The 16,034-nt window shown below is 67.4% G+C and carries 15 protein-coding genes; 10 read left to right on the forward strand and 5 right to left on the reverse strand.

Annotated elements, in window-relative coordinates; translation table 11 throughout:
• Positions 1-31: 31 nt before the first annotated feature.
• Positions 32-1,552: a pseudouridine synthase gene (locus tag DTS01S_RS31040; protein ID WP_370671605.1), complete on the reverse strand. Its 1,521-nt coding sequence runs from the start codon at positions 1,550-1,552 to the stop codon at positions 32-34.
• Positions 1,553-1,822: 270 nt separating this feature from the next.
• On the opposite strand from DTS01S_RS31040, the gene DTS01S_RS30265 reads away from it, so the two are divergent.
• Both DTS01S_RS30265 and DTS01S_RS01145 read left to right on the forward strand, forming a co-directional pair.
• A complete protein-coding gene (locus tag DTS01S_RS30265; RefSeq protein WP_139223827.1) occupies positions 1,823-2,104 on the forward strand; it encodes a hypothetical protein in 282 nt (93 codons plus the stop codon).
• Entirely contained in the window at positions 2,101-2,640 is a 540-nt protein-coding gene (locus DTS01S_RS01145; protein WP_016446585.1) for a hypothetical protein, read from the forward strand. The genes DTS01S_RS30265 and DTS01S_RS01145 overlap by 4 nt, the downstream gene beginning before the upstream one ends.
• Before the next feature lie 17 nt (positions 2,641-2,657).
• Here the strand turns inward: DTS01S_RS01145 and DTS01S_RS01150 are convergent, their stop codons facing one another.
• Positions 2,658-3,482: an IclR family transcriptional regulator gene (locus tag DTS01S_RS01150; protein ID WP_017405420.1), complete on the reverse strand. Its 825-nt coding sequence runs from the start codon at positions 3,480-3,482 to the stop codon at positions 2,658-2,660.
• A gap of 99 nt (positions 3,483-3,581) precedes the next feature.
• Here DTS01S_RS01150 and DTS01S_RS01155 point away from each other — a divergent pair, with 99 nt between their 5' ends.
• The 3 genes from DTS01S_RS01155 to DTS01S_RS01165 are packed head-to-tail and all read left to right on the forward strand — an operon-like array spanning position 3,582 to position 6,978.
• On the forward strand, positions 3,582-4,757 hold the full coding sequence (locus DTS01S_RS01155; RefSeq protein ID WP_061287189.1) for an acyl-CoA dehydrogenase family protein: 1,176 nt from the start codon (positions 3,582-3,584) through the stop codon (positions 4,755-4,757).
• Between the two features lie 14 nt (positions 4,758-4,771).
• Positions 4,772-5,770 (forward strand): Bug family tripartite tricarboxylate transporter substrate binding protein, encoded by a 999-nt coding sequence (locus tag DTS01S_RS01160; RefSeq protein WP_017405422.1) that lies wholly within the window; start codon positions 4,772-4,774, stop codon positions 5,768-5,770.
• Positions 5,770-6,978, forward strand: a complete 1,209-nt coding sequence (locus DTS01S_RS01165) for a CaiB/BaiF CoA transferase family protein (protein WP_017405423.1) — start codon at positions 5,770-5,772, stop codon at positions 6,976-6,978. The genes DTS01S_RS01160 and DTS01S_RS01165 overlap by 1 nt, the downstream gene beginning before the upstream one ends.
• An 18-nt stretch (positions 6,979-6,996) precedes the next feature.
• On the opposite strand, the gene DTS01S_RS01170 is transcribed toward DTS01S_RS01165, so the two are convergent.
• From DTS01S_RS01170 to DTS01S_RS01180, 3 genes are all read right to left on the reverse strand, one after another.
• A complete protein-coding gene (locus DTS01S_RS01170) occupies positions 6,997-7,911 on the reverse strand; it encodes a nucleotidyl transferase AbiEii/AbiGii toxin family protein (protein ID WP_017405424.1) in 915 nt (304 codons plus the stop codon).
• Complete coding sequence (locus DTS01S_RS01175; RefSeq protein ID WP_017405425.1) at positions 7,908-8,645, reverse strand: type IV toxin-antitoxin system AbiEi family antitoxin; 738 nt, start codon at positions 8,643-8,645, stop codon at positions 7,908-7,910. Before DTS01S_RS01175 ends, DTS01S_RS01170 begins: the two co-directional genes overlap by 4 nt.
• 160 nt (positions 8,646-8,805) lie before the next feature.
• Positions 8,806-9,534: a Crp/Fnr family transcriptional regulator gene (locus DTS01S_RS01180; protein ID WP_016446592.1), complete on the reverse strand. Its 729-nt coding sequence runs from the start codon at positions 9,532-9,534 to the stop codon at positions 8,806-8,808.
• A 320-nt stretch (positions 9,535-9,854) separates the two neighbouring features.
• Here DTS01S_RS01180 and DTS01S_RS01185 point away from each other — a divergent pair, with 320 nt between their 5' ends.
• The 5 genes from DTS01S_RS01185 (at position 9,855) to DTS01S_RS01205 (ending at position 16,013) form a co-directional block, all read left to right on the forward strand.
• A complete protein-coding gene (locus tag DTS01S_RS01185; protein ID WP_017405426.1) occupies positions 9,855-11,792 on the forward strand; it encodes an AMP-dependent synthetase/ligase in 1,938 nt (645 codons plus the stop codon).
• 14 nt (positions 11,793-11,806) lie between these two features.
• The gene (locus tag DTS01S_RS01190) at positions 11,807-12,592 is read left to right on the forward strand and encodes an ABC transporter ATP-binding protein (RefSeq protein WP_013804350.1); all 786 of its coding nucleotides are present in this window, start codon (positions 11,807-11,809) and stop codon (positions 12,590-12,592) included.
• A 10-nt stretch (positions 12,593-12,602) separates the two neighbouring features.
• Positions 12,603-13,532: a branched-chain amino acid ABC transporter permease gene (locus DTS01S_RS01195; protein ID WP_016446594.1), complete on the forward strand. Its 930-nt coding sequence runs from the start codon at positions 12,603-12,605 to the stop codon at positions 13,530-13,532.
• 20 nt (positions 13,533-13,552) lie between these two features.
• On the forward strand, positions 13,553-14,617 hold the full coding sequence (locus tag DTS01S_RS01200; protein WP_016446595.1) for a branched-chain amino acid ABC transporter permease: 1,065 nt from the start codon (positions 13,553-13,555) through the stop codon (positions 14,615-14,617).
• A gap of 79 nt (positions 14,618-14,696) precedes the next feature.
• A complete protein-coding gene (locus DTS01S_RS01205) occupies positions 14,697-16,013 on the forward strand; it encodes an ABC transporter substrate-binding protein (RefSeq protein WP_016446596.1) in 1,317 nt (438 codons plus the stop codon).
• Positions 16,014-16,034 lie beyond the last annotated feature (21 nt).

The following is a 16,034-nucleotide window of genomic DNA, read 5'->3' on the forward strand; positions in this document are numbered from 1 at the left end:
GGGGGAAGCGGCGCAAGCCGCTCAGGGGGTGCTAAAAGCCTTCGTGTGCACCCAGATAGCGCCACTGGCCCACAGGCAGGTTGCCCAGCGTCACGCGGCCGATGCGGATGCGCTTGAGGCCCACCACGCGCAGGCCCACCAGTTCGCACATGCGGCGGATCTGGCGCTTCTTGCCTTCGGTCAGCACGAAGCGCAGCTGCTCGGGGTTCTGCCAGTCCACCTTGGCGGGCTTGAGTTCCTCGCCGTCCAGCGACAGGCCATGGCACAGGCGTGCCAGCTGCTCGGCCGGGAACACGGATTGCACGTCGATGTCGCGGTCGCCGTAGGTCACGCGTACCAGGTACTCCTTGTCCATCTCCGAGTCTTCGCCAATGATCTGGCGCGCCACGCGGCCATCCTGGGTCATGACCAGCAGGCCCACGGAATCGATGTCCAGCCGGCCGCAGGGCGCCAGGCCCTTGAGCTGCGCGAAGTTGAAGCGCGTGCGGCTGGTGTCCTGGTTCCAGTGGTTCTGGGGAGTGACCAGGACCACGGCGGGCTCGTGGCCATCCTCGGCCTGTCCGCTGACGTAGCCCATGGGCTTGTGGATCAGGATGGTGACCTGCTGGTCCTGGCGGTCACGTGCCTCGCGCTCGACCGTGATGCGGTCGGCGGCCACCACGTTCTGGCCCATGACGGCGAGTTCGCCGTTGACGCGGACCCAGCCCTTGTCCACCCACTCGTCGGCCTCGCGGCGCGAGCACAGGCCCATGTCGGCCAGGCGCTTGTTGATGCGCACGGCGCCCGGAACCTGCTCCTGCACGGGCGCGGGGGCACGCTTGACGGGAATCTCGCGGCTGGCGCCACCGTCGGCGGGACGGTAGGTGCGGATGCCGCTGAGCGGACGGTAGGCGGGTTCGGCCTGGGCCGGCGCATCGCGGCGCGGGCCGCGGGCGTCATCACGGCGGGGACCCCGGGCGTCGTCACGGGGGCGATCACGGAAGCCGCCCTCCCGGGGGCCGTCACGTTGCCCATCACGCGGACGCTCGTCGCGCTGGCCATAGGGCCGGTCGCGGCGATCATCCGGGCGGGGCGGACGCGGGGGACGGGAGTCGCGCATGTCGCCCGCATGGCGCGTGTCACGCGCATCACGGGGATCGCGCTGCTCGCGCGGGGCACGGTTTTCGCCGCCGCCCTGGCCACGCCAGTCGCCACGCGGCTGGGAACGGTCCAGGTCCTCGGCACGGCCGAAACCGCTGCTGCGCGGGCGCTCGCCGCGGGGTGCCGCATCACGGGCATCGCCGCGAGGGCCTGCGTCACGGCGGTCGGAGCGCTCGTAGCGTTCATTGCGCCCGCCGCGTTCATTGCGCCCGCCGCGTTCATTGCGGTCATTGCGGTCGTTGCGCGGGCCGCGTGCGCCCGCAGATCTGCCTGCGCCACCAGAGGGGCGGCGGGCATCGCCAGCCGGCTCGGCCTGTGGCTTTTCGGGGCGGCGCAGCACAGGGCGCGCGGAGGGCGCTGCCGCCTCGTCGGCGCCGGGCCGGGACGGTTTGGAAGAAGTAGGGGATGACATTAGGCCGCCATTGTCGCGCGGCACGGCCTGCAGCGGCAGCGCCCTGCGGCCAATACGGGCATTGCGCTCGGCTATCGGCCCCGCGCTGCCCCGGCCTGCCGGGACCCCTGCGCGGCCCCGCAGCGAAGCGCCTGCACGAAGGACGGCACACCCGTTGTGCGAGCCCGATTCCCGTCCATGGCAATGCACCTGGCCCCCGGGCCCATCCCATTCGCTGTATCCGTCGCGATATGCATATTCATATGAATCCCCAATGAAAGATGGATCAGAATGAATCAACTCGCCACGAAAATTCGCCATCCGGCCAATGAAAAAATAACAGCCCATGGCATTGAATATGTAAAAAACTGTATTTCTCACGAGCACATTCATTCATTTTCCATTGCAAACCAATCCATTGGGCTTGCCATTTCCCATGTATCTCCCCATAGAATGGCGCCCGTCCAGAGACAGGGGCCCTCTTTCGAGACAACAGCCCTGCGCGCAGCGCCCGCTGCGGCATCCAGACCATCACGCCCGGAATCCCGCCTCATTCAACAAGGAAAACCATGAGCGATACACCCAACCTATTGAATTCCATGCCCTTGAAAGAACAATTCAAGGCACTGCTCATCACCAAAATGGACTTGACGGGAATCGAGTGGTCCGATATGGAGACCGCCATCGGCCCGAATGCCGACAAATACCGTCCGCTGTGGGAGCGCATGGTCGGCGGGAAAAAGGGATTCTTCGCCGCACTCAGTCCCTGCTGGACGGCCATTCCCTTCATGGGCGTGTCCTGGGCCATTGCCCGCCGCGTCTACGCCTATGCCGTGGTGGCCTTCATCACCCTGTTGATCATCAACCTGCTGATGCCCGGCACGGGCGGCGCCGGCCGCGTGCTCGGCATCGCGGTGGCGATTTCCTTCACTGTCAAGCGCACCTACCTGCAGTGGCTGGTCACGCGCGTACAGCAGGTCAACCAGATGGGCCTGGCGGGCGCTGCGCGTGAAGAGGCGCTGCGCCAGATCGGCGGCCTGGACCAGAAGAACGGCTGGATCTCCTTCGGCGTGCTGCTGGCCATCGGCATCGTGCTGGCCGCCTTCTGAAGCGCCAGGCCCGCAGATCAGCGGTCCACGGGCAGCCGGTCGCACAGGGCCACCAACTGCGCCAACTGGGGGCCCACATCCCGGATCAGCGTGCGGGCCGGCATGCGCAGGCCCGGCACGGCGCAGTTGAACAGCAGCCGGCGCGACCCGTAGCGGATGCGGGAGGCCGCGCCCACCGCGCACACGCCCAGGCCGGAGTCGCCCATGTTGACCGCGAAGCCCCGGGCGGCATAGTGCGCCAGGCTTTCGCTGGCGTTGTCCCTGCAGCGCGCATATTCCTCGGGCCGCTGGCTGCGCACGCGGTCCAGGAAGCGCTGCAGTTCCCCGGCATCGAGCTGGGCAAGCCCTGCCCGGCCCATGGCCGTTTCCAGCACGCCGCGAACCGCGCCCACGCCGGGGCGCTTGAGCGTGCCGCCTTCCCAGGCGCAGGTATCCAGGTAGACCACATCCAGGTCCATGACCACGCCCACCGATACCGCCCCCTTCACGCGGTCGGCCAGGGCCTGCATGGGCAGGCGCAAAGGCCCCAGCAGCGGCGTGTTGATCACATAGGGGTAGCCCAGGGCGACGGCGGCCGGGCCGACGAAGTAGCGGTCCAGCCGCTCGTCATGGTCCAGGTAGCCCATGGTCTGCAGGCTGCGGCACAGCCTGGACACGGTGGGGCGCGGCAGGCCCAGGCGGCGGGCCAGCTCGCTGTTGGCATGCGGGCGCGGGTCGCTGACGAAGCACTGCAGGATCATCAGCCCCTTGGCCAGCGTGCCCGCGAAATACGGGTCCTGCTCGCGGATGCGGCAGACATCCTGCGAGTCCCTGGGTTGGTGGGCAATGGGGGCGTGGGGCACGGCGCCATTGTGCGGACTGCGGCCACAAGGCCGCAACTGCGTTTCAATAATTGAAACAGCATTGCCGCCTTCCCGGCCGCGCTTCCTACAGTGCGGCCCATGAACCACGCCCCAACCTTCACCCCCCAGCCCGCCGACGCCCGCCTGCAGGCGTTGATTGCAGACATCCGCCATTTCGTGCGCCACCGCTGGCATCCGCTGGAGGATCAGATCGAGCGCGATGACGAGATCCCGCCTGCCGTGGTCCAGGAACTGCGCGACAAGGGCTATTTCGGCTGGAGCATTCCCCAGGCCTACGGCGGCCTGGGCCTGAGCACCGAGGAGCTGGTGCGCTGCGCCTTCGAGCTGTCCCAGGCCTCGGTGGCGCTGCGGGCCCGCGTCGGCACCAACACCGGCATTGGCTCCGAAGCCCTCGTGGCCGACGGCACCGAGGCGCAAAAGCAGCGCTGGCTGCCGCGCATGGCGCGCGGCGAGCTCACGGGTTGCCTGGCGCTGACCGAGCCGGACGCGGGCTCGGAGGCGAGCAACATCCAGACCACGGCGCGCCGCGAGGGCGACCACTATGTGCTCAACGGCAGCAAGCGCTTCATCACCAATGCGCCGCTGGCCGATGTGTTCACCGTCATCGCCCGCACCGGCGAAGGCAGCACGGGCAGCGAGGGGCTGACGGCCTTCTTCGTGGAGCGCTCGCCGGGCCTGGTGACAGGCCGGCCCTATCGCAAGATGGGCCAGGCGGGCTCGCCCGTGTCGGACGTGCATTTCCAGGACTGCCGCGTGCCGGCGGACCAGATCATCGGCGGGCGCGAGGGCCAGGGCTTCAAGACCGTGATGAAGGTGCTCAACAAGCAGCGCCTGCACCTGGCCGCGCTGTGCACGGGGCCGGCGATCCGCATGCTGGACCTGGCGCTGGCCCATGTGCGCCAGCGCGAGCAGTTCGGCCAGCCGGTGGCGAACTTCCAGCTGGTGCAGGCCATGCTGGCCGACAGCCGCACCGAGATCTTCGCGGCGCAATCCATGATCCTGGAGGCCGCCCGCGCCCGCGACCGGGGCGAGGACGTGGCGCTGTCCGCCTCCATGTGCAAGTACTTCGCCTCCGAGATGTGCGGCCGCGTGGCCGACCGCGCCGTGCAGATGTTCGGCGGCGCGGGCTATGTGGCCGACTTCAGCCCCATCGAGCGCTACTTCCGCGACGTGCGCCTGTTCCGCCTCTACGAAGGCACCAGCCAGATCCACCAGCTCAACATCGCCAAGCTCATGCTGCGCGAGAGCGCCTGACACCGGAGGCCCCCATGACACGCTCCCTCACCTCGAAGCACCTGGCCAACCTGGGCCTGCTGGCTGCGCTGTGTGCCTGCGCGCAGGCTGCCCAAGCGGCACAGACGGCCCAAGCGGCTTTTCCCGATCGGCCCGTGCGCGTGATCGTTCCCTTTCCCGCAGGCGGCAGCACCGACCTCGTGGCCCGAGCGCTGTCGGTGGAACTGGGCAAGGCCCTGGGACAGCCCGTGGTGGTGGAGAACAAGCCGGGCGCGGGCAGCCTGGTCGGCTCGGAACTCGTGGCCCGCGCCGCGCCCGACGGCTACACCCTGCTCATGGCAGGCCTGAGCAATGTCTTCCTGCCCCATGTGCACGCCAACCTCAAGTGGAATCCGCTGACCGACTACGAGTACATCGGCCTGGTGGCGGACCTGCCCAACGTCATCGCCGTCAACGCCAAGACCCCCTACCGCACGCTGGCCGAACTGGTGGCGGCCGACAAGGCCAGGCCCGGCACGCTGTCCTTCGGCTCGGCCGGCACGGCCACGCCCTCGCACCTGGTCTGCGAGATGGTCAACCACCGGCTCGGCACCAAGATGCAGCACCTGCCCTACAAGGGCAACGCCCCGGCCGTCAACGACCTCATGGCCGGCCACATCCCGGTGATGTGCAACAACCTGGGCGGCACCCTGCCCTACATGCAGGGCGGGCAGATCCGCATCCTGGCGCAGACCGGCAAGAGCCGCTCGCCCGCCGCGCCCGACATTCCCACCTTTGCCGAGCTGGGCGTGGCCGGGCTGGACACCGGCCTGTGGGTGGGCCTGGCCGCGCCCAAGGGCACGCCGCAGCAGATCGTGGCCACGCTCAACCAGGCGCTGGCCAAGACCATGGCCTTGCCCGAGACGCGCGACAAGCTGGCGCGCCTGGGTGCCACGCCGCTGCCCACGCAGGCGGCGGACTTCCACCAGCGCGTGGCCGAAGACCGCCGCGCCTGGGAGCCCGTGCTGAAGAACGTGGACCTGAAAGGCAACTGATGCAGCGCCAAGGCTATCCGCTGGAGGGTGTGCGCATCCTCGACATGGCCACGGTGCTGGCCGCCCCCTTCTCGGCCACCCTGTGCGGCGACCTGGGCGCCGACGTCGTCAAGCTGGAGCTGCCCGGCGGCGGCGACACGCTGCGCAGCCTGGCCCCCGTGCACGACGGCCACGCCGTGTTCTGGAAAACCGCCAACCGGGGCAAGCAGGGCATCTCGCTGGACGTGCGCAAGGCCGAGGGCCGCATGCTGTTCCTGCGGCTGATCGAGGATTTCGACGTGCTCGTGGAGAACTTCCGCACCGGCACGCTGGACCGCTGGGGGCTGGACCTGGCCACCTTGCATGCCCGCAACCCGCGCCTCATCGTGCTGCGCCTGACGGGCTTCGGCCAGACCGGCCCCTATGCGCGCCGGCCGGGCTTTGCGCGCATCTTCGAGGCCATGAGCGGCTTCGCCCACCTCACGGGCGAGGCGGGCGGCCCGCCCCAGCACATGAACTACCCGCTGGGCGATGCCGTGGCCGGGCTGTTCGGCGCCTTCTCCATCGCGGCCGCACTGGCCGAGCGCAATGCACAGCCTCCAGGCGAACGGCGCGGCCTGGAGATCGACCTGTCGGCCACCGAAGCCATGCTGCGCCTGCTGGACCCGCTGGCGGCCGAGTACCAGCTGGGCGGACAGGCACGCAGCCGCACGGGATCGTGCGCGGGCTACACGGCGCCCTCCAACGTCTACCGCACGCGCGACGGCGCCTGGCTCACCGTGGTCGCCACGGGCGATGCCATCTTCGCGCGCCTGTGCCAGGCCATGGACCGCGCCGACCTGGCCGCCGACCCGCGCTTTGCGGACAACGCCGCGCGCATCCGCCACCTGCAGGCACTGGATGCGCTGATCGTTCAATGGTGCGCAGGCCTGGACTGCGCCCAGGCCACGGCCGCGCTGGCCGCGCACGACATCCCGTTCAGCAAGGTCTGCTCGGCCGAGGACGTGCTGCAGGACCCGCATTTCGCGGAACGCGGCAGCTTCATCGCGCTGCCCGACCCCGACCTGGGCCCCCTCGCCGCCCCCGCGCCCGTGCCACGCTTCACCGGCCGCCAGGCCCCTTCGCCCCGCAGCGGCCCGGCCACCGGCCAGGACAATGCACGCATCTATGCGGCATTGGGGCTGGATGCGCAGCAGCAGGAGAGGCTGCGGCGCGAGGGCGTGATCTGAAAATGTGCAGTGCTGGCGTCAGATGGCCAGCCGTGCGGCCAGCAGGTCCGCCTGCTCGGCGAACTTGCGGGGATGGGACGTGCGCAGCTGCGCCAGGTTCTGCACCTTCCATCGCACGCCGGGCAGGTGTTCGAGATGGGCGATGTCCAGCGCCGGCCAGTCGGGGGCTCCAGCGGCCAACGACAGCAAAAAGCGCCGCTCACTGGCATCCAGCCCTTGCTGAAGCTCCCGCAGCAACCGCTCGCGTGCTGCGAGCAGAGATTGCAGCGACACAGGCTCGGCCGTCATGCCCCGGAAGTTGTTTTCGAAATCGTGCCGGACATCACGCAAGGGAGGAAACAGCACTTCGTGCAACGGCCGGTTGCTACAGGCCAGATAGACCACGAACGCGCGCCGGATGCCAGGAGTGATGCCGCCGTGCGCGAACAGCTGCATCACATCGAACAGATCACGCGGGTGCTGCCGATCCAGGGCGGCCACGAGCTTGCCGCCGTACACGTCCTCTGCGGAGACCACGGGAATCTCCAGGTCAGCCATCAGCACATCGCGCGCAGTTGGCGTGAGCGAGGCCTGCCGCACCGGCAGCACCGTGCCCCGCATGACATAGTTCACTTGGATCTTGACCTGCACGGGACCGCGGCGCACCAGCAGCTTGGTCTGGCCCGCTGCAGCCACCGGCGCATGGGTCTGGAAGCCCCGCTTCGTCAGACGTTCTGCCGCTTGCCGGATGGCCTCATTGATCCGTTGCAGCGCCTCATCGCGCGACGGCCTGTGGTCGGGAAACACCAGGTCCAGATCAACGGACAGACGCGGCATATCGCGCACGAACAGGTTGATCGCGGTTCCGCCCTTCAGCGCGAACGTGTCATCCACAAACACCAGCGGCGCGACCTGTGTCAACAGGCGCGCGGTATCGAGATAGGTCTGGTTCATGCCTTGAGCACCAACAGACCATCGGCTGATCGGGACACCCAGGGCCGGCCGCTGCCCGTGGGCAGCATGGCCGGATCGAGCCTTGCAGCCCAGGGCAGCGCCCCCTCGCGCCCGAGTTGAAGGCACAGGCGCACGGTCTTGACGCTGGTGCAGCGCTGCAGAAGTTCACGCAGCACATCGGCGCGCAGGCTGTACGCGCTCTCCACCAGCTCCCTGGCTTCCTGCAGCGGCTGGCGCACGCCCACATCGCTCAGAAGCTCCAGCAGCGCACGCTCCGGCGCCGAGACCTGGGCGGCACCGCTGCGTTGTTCGAAGGGCCCGACATGCAGCAAGGCACCGGGTTGCTCGTCGAACAGCCTCTTGCGGTGGTATTCAGCGGGAAAACGCTCGGTGAACCATGGCGGCAGCTGCCCGGCGGCCCAGCCATACAGCTGCAGCACCGGCTGCTGCGCCACATACTGGCGCATGCCGTACCAGTCCAGCGCCGACTTGCCCCCCACATGCAGGCCCTCCAGGCGGCGCTGCAGCACGCCCAGGCTCGGATGCAGGGCCAGACTGTCGTTGGGCCGGCAGAAGACCCCCCGCATCAGGCGCTTCAGCCAGCCCGCGCGCACGTAGTGGACAGCCAGGTCTGCGGAGATGCCCAGCCCTGCCAGATCCTGCGAGGTGATGGGTGTGCCCGCAGGCAGCTGCGTGTAGAGCGCGTTTAATTTGCTTGCCCCGGTCGTAGTCATGCTGCGATTCAAGCACTTATTCCAAACACGGGCAACTTTGATATTTCCTTCCAATCGTAGTTCTACTACGATTTTCAATACTTTTCAAAATTTCATGGCGACATGCATCGGTACTGGTCCATGCCGATGGGTACGGCGCCAAAGCGGACGCCGCGCATGCTCAGGCCGCCCGCCGCGCCGTCGCAAACAGCCCGCTGCGCAGCGCTTCCAGGTCGAGCACGCGCAGGCCGCCGTACTCCACGACGATGGCGTTTTCGCGCTGCAGCACGGACAGCGCCTCGTTGACGCGCTGGCGCGACAGGCCCACCAGGTAGGCCAGCTCCTGCTGGGTGATGCGCAGCACCTCGCCCACGCCCGGGTACAGCAGCGGGTGAAAGAGCGCGGCCAGGCTGCGGGCCACGCGCAGGTCGGGGTTGGTGAGGCGGTCGATTTCGCGGGCCGAGATGAACTGGCCCAGGCGCTCGTTGAGCTGGCTCATGACGAAGCGGTTGAAGCCGATGGAGTGGTCCAGCAGCCAGTGGAAGGTGTCGATGGGCAGGCCGGCGACCACGCTTTTGCGGATGGCCTGCACGTTGTAGCGGTAGGGCTCGCGCTTGACGGCCGTGCCCTCGCCGAACCAGCCGCCCGGAGGCAGGCCGGCCAGCGTCATGCTGGCGCCATCGGCGCCATCGGTGTTCATCTTGAGCAGGCCTTCGACCACACCGAACCAGTAGGTGGGCGCGCGGCCGGTGCGGCAGACGTAGTCGCCGGACTGTGCGTCGCCGACGACCAGCGCCTTGTGCGCGCGCTCGCGCTCGGCGGGCTGGAGCAGGGCCAGCCAGGGAATGCCATCGAGTTCCTCGGGTCGGGGCGCACGGCGGCGCTGGTGCAGTGACAGTTCTTGGCTCATGGAGTCGCGGCGAGGGTGCGCGGATGAATCAACAAAACCACCCAAGCATTGCCCGAGGCCAGTGGCTGGCGTGAGCGGGATTTCCAGAAGGACGGCGACCCGCTGCGAACGGGCTGGAGCGCAAGCCCCCCAACGGGCAATGAGACCGTTTTGGCACCATTTGTTACGGCGCGTTTTCCCGATGATGAGTTTCCCGAAGATTGTCGTCAAACAGACACCACGGCGTCAAAGCCAGTCCTACGATGCAGTCCAAGCCGGTGGGTCTCAGCCTGGGCATTTGCACCACGCGGCCACCATCCACGAACAACCAAGGACATGGAATGACGACCACGTTCCCGCACCTGCTGCTCCAGCATGCTGCCCAGCGCCCACAGGCACCGGCGCTGCGCGAGAAGGAATACGGCATCTGGCAGACCTGGAGCTGGAGCGAGGCCGCGCAGACCGTGCGCCACATGGCCTGCGGCCTGGCGGCGCTGGGCCTGGCACGCGGCCAGAATCTGGCCTTCATCAGCGACAACCGGCCCCATGTCTACATGGGCTTCCTGGCCGTGCAGGCGCTGGGCGCCGTGCCGATCCCGCTGTACCAGGACGCGGTGGCGGCCGAGATGCGCTTCGTCATCGAGGATGCCGAGATCGACTTCGCCTTCGCCGAGAACCAGGAGCAGGTGGACAAGCTGCTGGAGGTGCGCGAGAGCGTCCGCGGCCTGGGCCACATCATCTATGACGACCCGCGCGGCCTGCGCCACTACGACCAGCCGGGGCTGATCAGCACCGAGGCGCTGCTGCAAAAGGGCAAGGAATGGGAGGCCGCCCACCCGGGCGCCTGGGATGCCATGCTGGCGGCGCTGTCGCCCGACGACGTGTCCGTCATCCTCTACACCTCGGGCACGACGGGCAAGCCCAAGGGCGTGTGCCAGACCCACCGCAGCTTTGGCGAGTCGGCACGCGGCGGTGTGCAGGTGGACCGCCTGGGCCCTGGCGACAACGTGATCTCCTACCTGCCTCCGGCCTGGGTGGGCGACCACCTGTTTTCCTTCGCGCAGTGGCTGGTGGCGGGCTTCACCATCAACTGCCCGGAGTCGGCCTCGACCGTATCCATCGACCTGCGCGAGATCGGCCCCAGCTACTACTTCGCGCCGCCGCGCATCTTCGAGGGCATGCTGACTTCGGTGTCCATCCGCATGGAGGATGCCGCGCCGTTCAAGCAGTGGATGTACGGCCGCGCCATGGCCGTGGCGCGGCGCGTGGGATCGGACATCCTGGACGGCAAGAAGGTGGGCGCGCTGGATCGCCTGAAGTACGCGCTGGGCGACCTGTGCATCTACGGCCCGCTGCGCAATGCCATGGGCCTGTCGCGCATCCGCGTGGCCTATACGGCGGGCGCGGCCATCGGGCCCGAGCTGTTCCGCTTCTTCCGCTCCATCGGCATCAATCTCAAGCAGCTCTACGGCCAGACCGAGACCTGCGCCTATGTGTGCATACAGCGCGACGGGCAGGTGGAACTGAGCAGCGTGGGCCAGGCCGCACCGGGCATCGAGCTGAAGATCGCCGACAACGGCGAGGTGCTGCTCAAGGGCGTGTCCGTGCTCAAGGAGTACTACAAGCGCCCCGATGCCACGGCCGAAGTGGTGGATGCCGACGGCTGGTTCCATACGGGCGATGCCGGCGTGATCGACGCCAGCGGCCAGCTGCGCATCATCGACCGCGCCAAGGACGTGGGCAAGACCAGCCGGGGTGCCATGTTCGCGCCCAACTACATCGAGAACAAGCTCAAGTTCTTCCCCCAGATCAAGGAGGCCGTGTGCTTCGGCCACGGTCGCGACCAGGTCTGCGCCTTCATCAACATCGACTACGAGGCCGTGGGCAACTGGGCCGAGCGCCAGGGCCTGCCCTACGGCGGCTATGTGGACCTGGCATCGAAGGCCAAGGTGCTGGAGATGGTGGCCGACTGCGTGGCCCAGGTGAACGCCGACCTGGCCGCCGAAGCCGGCATGGCCGACACGCAGGTGGCGCGCTTCCTGGTGCTGCACAAGGAGCTGGACCCCGACGACGACGAGCTGACCCGCACGCGCAAGGTGCGCCGCGGCTTCATCGCCGACAAGTACGGCGTGCTGGTTGATGCGCTGTACACGGGCAAGCGTGAGCAGTTCATCGAGACCCAGGTCAAGTTCGAGGACGGCCGCACCGGCAGCGTCAGCGCCACGCTGTCCATCATCGATGCCAAAACCCATTCGGTGGCTGCCACCGCCAGGGCCTGACCGGAGCCGCTGACATGACCCACAAGAAGATCGGCGATGTCATCCTCGACATCAAGAACATCAGCCTGCGCTTCGGCGGGGTGAAGGCGCTGACGGACATCTCGTTCGATGTGCGCGAGCACGAGATCCGCTCCATCATCGGCCCCAACGGCGCGGGCAAGAGCTCCATGCTCAACTGCATCAACGGCGTGTACACCCCGTCCGAGGGATCGATCACCTTCCGGGGCAAGACCTTCAGCCACATGAACAGCCGCCAGGTGGCCGAGATGGGCGTGGCGCGCACCTTCCAGAACCTGGCGCTGTTCAAGGGCATGAGCGTGATCGACAACATCATGACCGGCCGCAACCTGCAGATCAAAAGCGGCATCCTGATGCAGGCCCTGCGCCTGGGCCCGGCCCAGCGCGAGGAGATCCGCCACCGCGAGTTCGTCGAGCACATCATCGACTTCCTGGAGATCCAGGCCTACCGCAAGACCCCCGTGGGCCAGCTGCCCTACGGCCTGCAAAAGCGCGTGGACCTGGGCCGCGCCCTGGCCATGCAGCCGCAGGTGCTGCTGCTGGACGAGCCCATGGCCGGCATGAACGTGGAGGAAAAGCAGGACATGTGCCGCTTCATCCTCGATGTGAACGACGAGTTCGGCTCCACCATCGTGCTGATCGAGCACGACATGGGCGTGGTCATGGACATCAGCGACCGCGTCGTGGTGCTGGACTACGGCAAGAAGATCGGCGACGGCGCACCCGACGAGGTGCGCCAGAACGAAGACGTGATCCGCGCTTACCTTGGCACCAGCCACTGAGGGGACTGACATGGGATTTTTTCTGGAAACCTTGTTCGGCGGCCTCATGGTGGGCACGCTGTACGCGCTGATCGCCATCGGCTTCGTGCTGATCTTCAAGGCCTCGGGCGTGTTCAACTTCGCCCAGGGCGCGATGGTGCTGTTCTCGGCCCTGGCCATGGCGCGCTTTTCCGAGTGGATCCCGAAGTGGATCGGCATGGAGCCGGGCTGGTTCACCAACCTGCTGGCCATCTGCGTGTCGCTGGCCATCATGGTGGTCGTGGCCTGGGTGATCGAGCGGCTGGCGCTGCGCCACCTGGTCAACCAGGAGCCCATCACGCTCTTGATGGCCACGCTGGGCATCGCCTACCTGCTCGACGGACTGGGCCCGATGATCTTCGGCAGCGCCGTCTACAGCATCAACGTGGGCATGCCCAAGGACCCCATGTTCATCCTCGACGGCCTGTTCGAGGGCGGCGTGCTGCTGAGCCAGGAAGACCTGTATGCGGCCTGCATCGCCGCGCTGCTGGTGGCCGCGCTCAGCGTGTTCTTCCAGAAGACCAAGACCGGCCGCGCGCTGCGCGCCGTGGCCGACGACCACCAGGCGGCGCAGTCCATCGGCATCCCGCTGTCGCGCATCTGGGTCATCGTCTGGTCGGTGGCCGGCGGCGTGGCCCTGGTGGTGGGCATCATCTGGGGCTCCAAGCTGGGCGTGCAGTACTCGCTGTCGCTGGTGGCCCTGAAGGCCCTGCCCGTGGTGATCCTGGGCGGCCTGACCTCGCTGCCCGGCGCCATCATCGGCGGCCTGATCATCGGCGTGGGCGAGAAGCTCTCCGAGGTCTACCTGGGCCCCATGGTCGGCGGCGGCATCGAGACCTGGTTCGCCTACGGCCTGGCCCTGTGCTTCCTGCTCGTGCGGCCCCAGGGGCTGTTCGGCGACAAAATCATTGATCGCGTTTGACCATTACGGAGAACCTGCACATGTTTTATCGTGAGAACGGTCAATTCAAGACGACCTACGCATCCGACCAGCAGATCTTCGGCGTCGCCCAGGACCGCTGGGCCATCGTGGCGCTGCTGGCCGTCGCCTTCCTGGTGATTCCCTTCAGCGTCAGCGACTACACCTTCCAGGCCGTGCTGATCCCCTTCCTGATCATGTCGCTGGCGGCGCTGGGGCTGAACATCCTGGTCGGCTACTGCGGCCAGATCTCTCTGGGAACGGGCGCCTTCATGGCCGTGGGCGCCTATGCGGCCTACAACCTGCAGGTGCGTTTCGAGGGCATGCCGCTGCTGGTGGCCCTGATCGGTGGCGGCGTGCTGGCCATGGTCTTCGGCGTGATCTTCGGCCTGCCCAGCCTGCGCATCCGCGGCCTGTACCTGGCCGTGGCCACGCTGGCCGCCCAGTTCTTCGTGGACTGGCTGACCAGCCGCGCCGCCTGGGTGACGAACAACTCCTCCTCGGGCTCGGTGAGCGCAGGTCCGCTGTCCATCATGGGCTGGAAGATCGACACGCCCATGGAAAAGTACCTGCTGTGCCTGGGCATCCTGTGCCTGCTGGGCCTGGCCGCCAAGAACCTGGTGCGGGGCGCCATCGGCCGCGAATGGATGGCCATGCGCGACATGGACGTGGCCGCCAGCGTGATCGGCATCCGCCCGACCTACGCCAAGCTCAGCGCCTTTGCCGTGAGCAGCTTCATCGTCGGCGTGGCCGGCGCGCTGTGGGGCTTCGTACACCTGGGTGCCTGGGAGCCTGCGGCATTCAGCCTGGACCGCTCGCTGCAACTGCTGTTCATGATCATCATCGGCGGCCTGGGTTCGGTGGTCGGCAGCATCTTCGGCGCGGCCTTCTTCGTGCTGCTGCCGCTGCTGCTCACCCAGGTGCCTCACTGGCTGGGCCTGCCGCTGTCCACGGCCACGGCGACCTACCTGGAGCACATGATCTTCGGTGCGCTGATCGTGTTCTTCCTGATCGTGGAGCCGCACGGACTCGCGAAGCTGTGGGCCACAGCCCGCCAGAAGCTTCGCGTCTGGCCCTTCCCGCATTGAGTTGATCTGTATCGAGACAGGGCGCCACAGAGTGCCGGATAACCGGGGAATCTTCCCCAGCCAACTAGGAGACAACGTCATGATGTTCAAGAAAGTCGCCATCGCCGCCGCCACCGTCGCAGCCGGAATCGGCGGCCTCGTGGCCGCCCCCGCCGTCCAGGCCCAGGACCAGTTCGTGCCGCTGCTGGTCTACCGCACGGGCCAGTTCGCTCCGCTGGGCATTCCATGGGCCGATGGCAAGCAGGACTACATCAAGCTGGTCAACGCCAAGGGCGGCATCAATGGCGTGAAGATCGCCTACGAGGAATGCGAGACGGCCTACGACACGGCCAAGGGCGTGGAGTGCTATGAGCGCCTGAAGGGCAAGGGCGGCGGCGCGGCGGGCTTCGATCCGCAGTCCACCGGCATCACGTTCGCCGTGACGGACAAGGCGCCCGGCGACAAGATGCCCATCATCACCACGGGCTACGGCCTGTCGCAGTCGGCCGACGGCAAGGTCTTCGAGTGGAACTTCCCGCTGCTGGGCAACTACTGGACGGCGGCCGACTCCATCATCCAGGACATCCTCAAGAAGGAAAAGGGCAGCCTCAAGGGCAAGAAGATCGCCCTGGTCTACCACGACTCGCCCTATGGCAAGGAACCCATTCCGCTGCTGCAAAAGCGCGCCGCCAAGGAAGGCTTCGACCTGACGCTGCTGCCCGTGACGGCGCCCGGCGTGGAGCAGAAGTCCACCTGGCTGCAGATCCGCCAGCAGCGCCCCGACTACGTGCTGCTGTGGTCGGCCGGCGTGATGACGCCCACGGCCGTGCGCGAGGCGCAGGCCACCGGCTACCCGCGCGAGAAGATGTACTCCATCTGGTGGGCCGGCTCGGACCATGACGTGAAGGACATCGGCGCCGGCGCCAAGGGCTACAACACCGTGACCATCCACAACACGGCCGAGCACGACAAGGTGCACGACGAGGTCAAGGCCATGGTCTACGACAAGGGCCAGGGCACGGCCACCGACGCCAAGGAACTGGGCGCCATGGCCCATACGCGCGGCATGGTGATCTCCATGCTGCAGGTGGAGGCCATCCGCACGGCACAGGAAAAATACGGCAAGGGCAAGGTCATGACCTCCGAGCAGGTGCGCTGGGGCCTGGAGAACCTGAACCTCACGCAGGAGCGCCTCAACGAGCTGGGCTTCGGCAAGATCATCCGCCCCGTCAAGACCAGCTGCGACAACCACCTGGGCACCGACTGGTCGCGCATCGCCCAGTGGGATGGCGCCAAGTGGAAGGTGGTCTCCGACTGGTACCAGGCCGACAAGTCCATGGTCGAACCGCTGGTCAAGGAGTACGCGGACAAGTACGCCAAGGAAAAGAACGTAAAAGCTAGAACTTGCACCCCCTGAGGCGCTTGCGCGCCTTCCCCC

The organism is Delftia tsuruhatensis NBRC 16741 (assembly GCF_001571325.1).
Lineage (GTDB): Bacteria > Pseudomonadota > Gammaproteobacteria > Burkholderiales > Burkholderiaceae_C > Comamonas > Comamonas tsuruhatensis.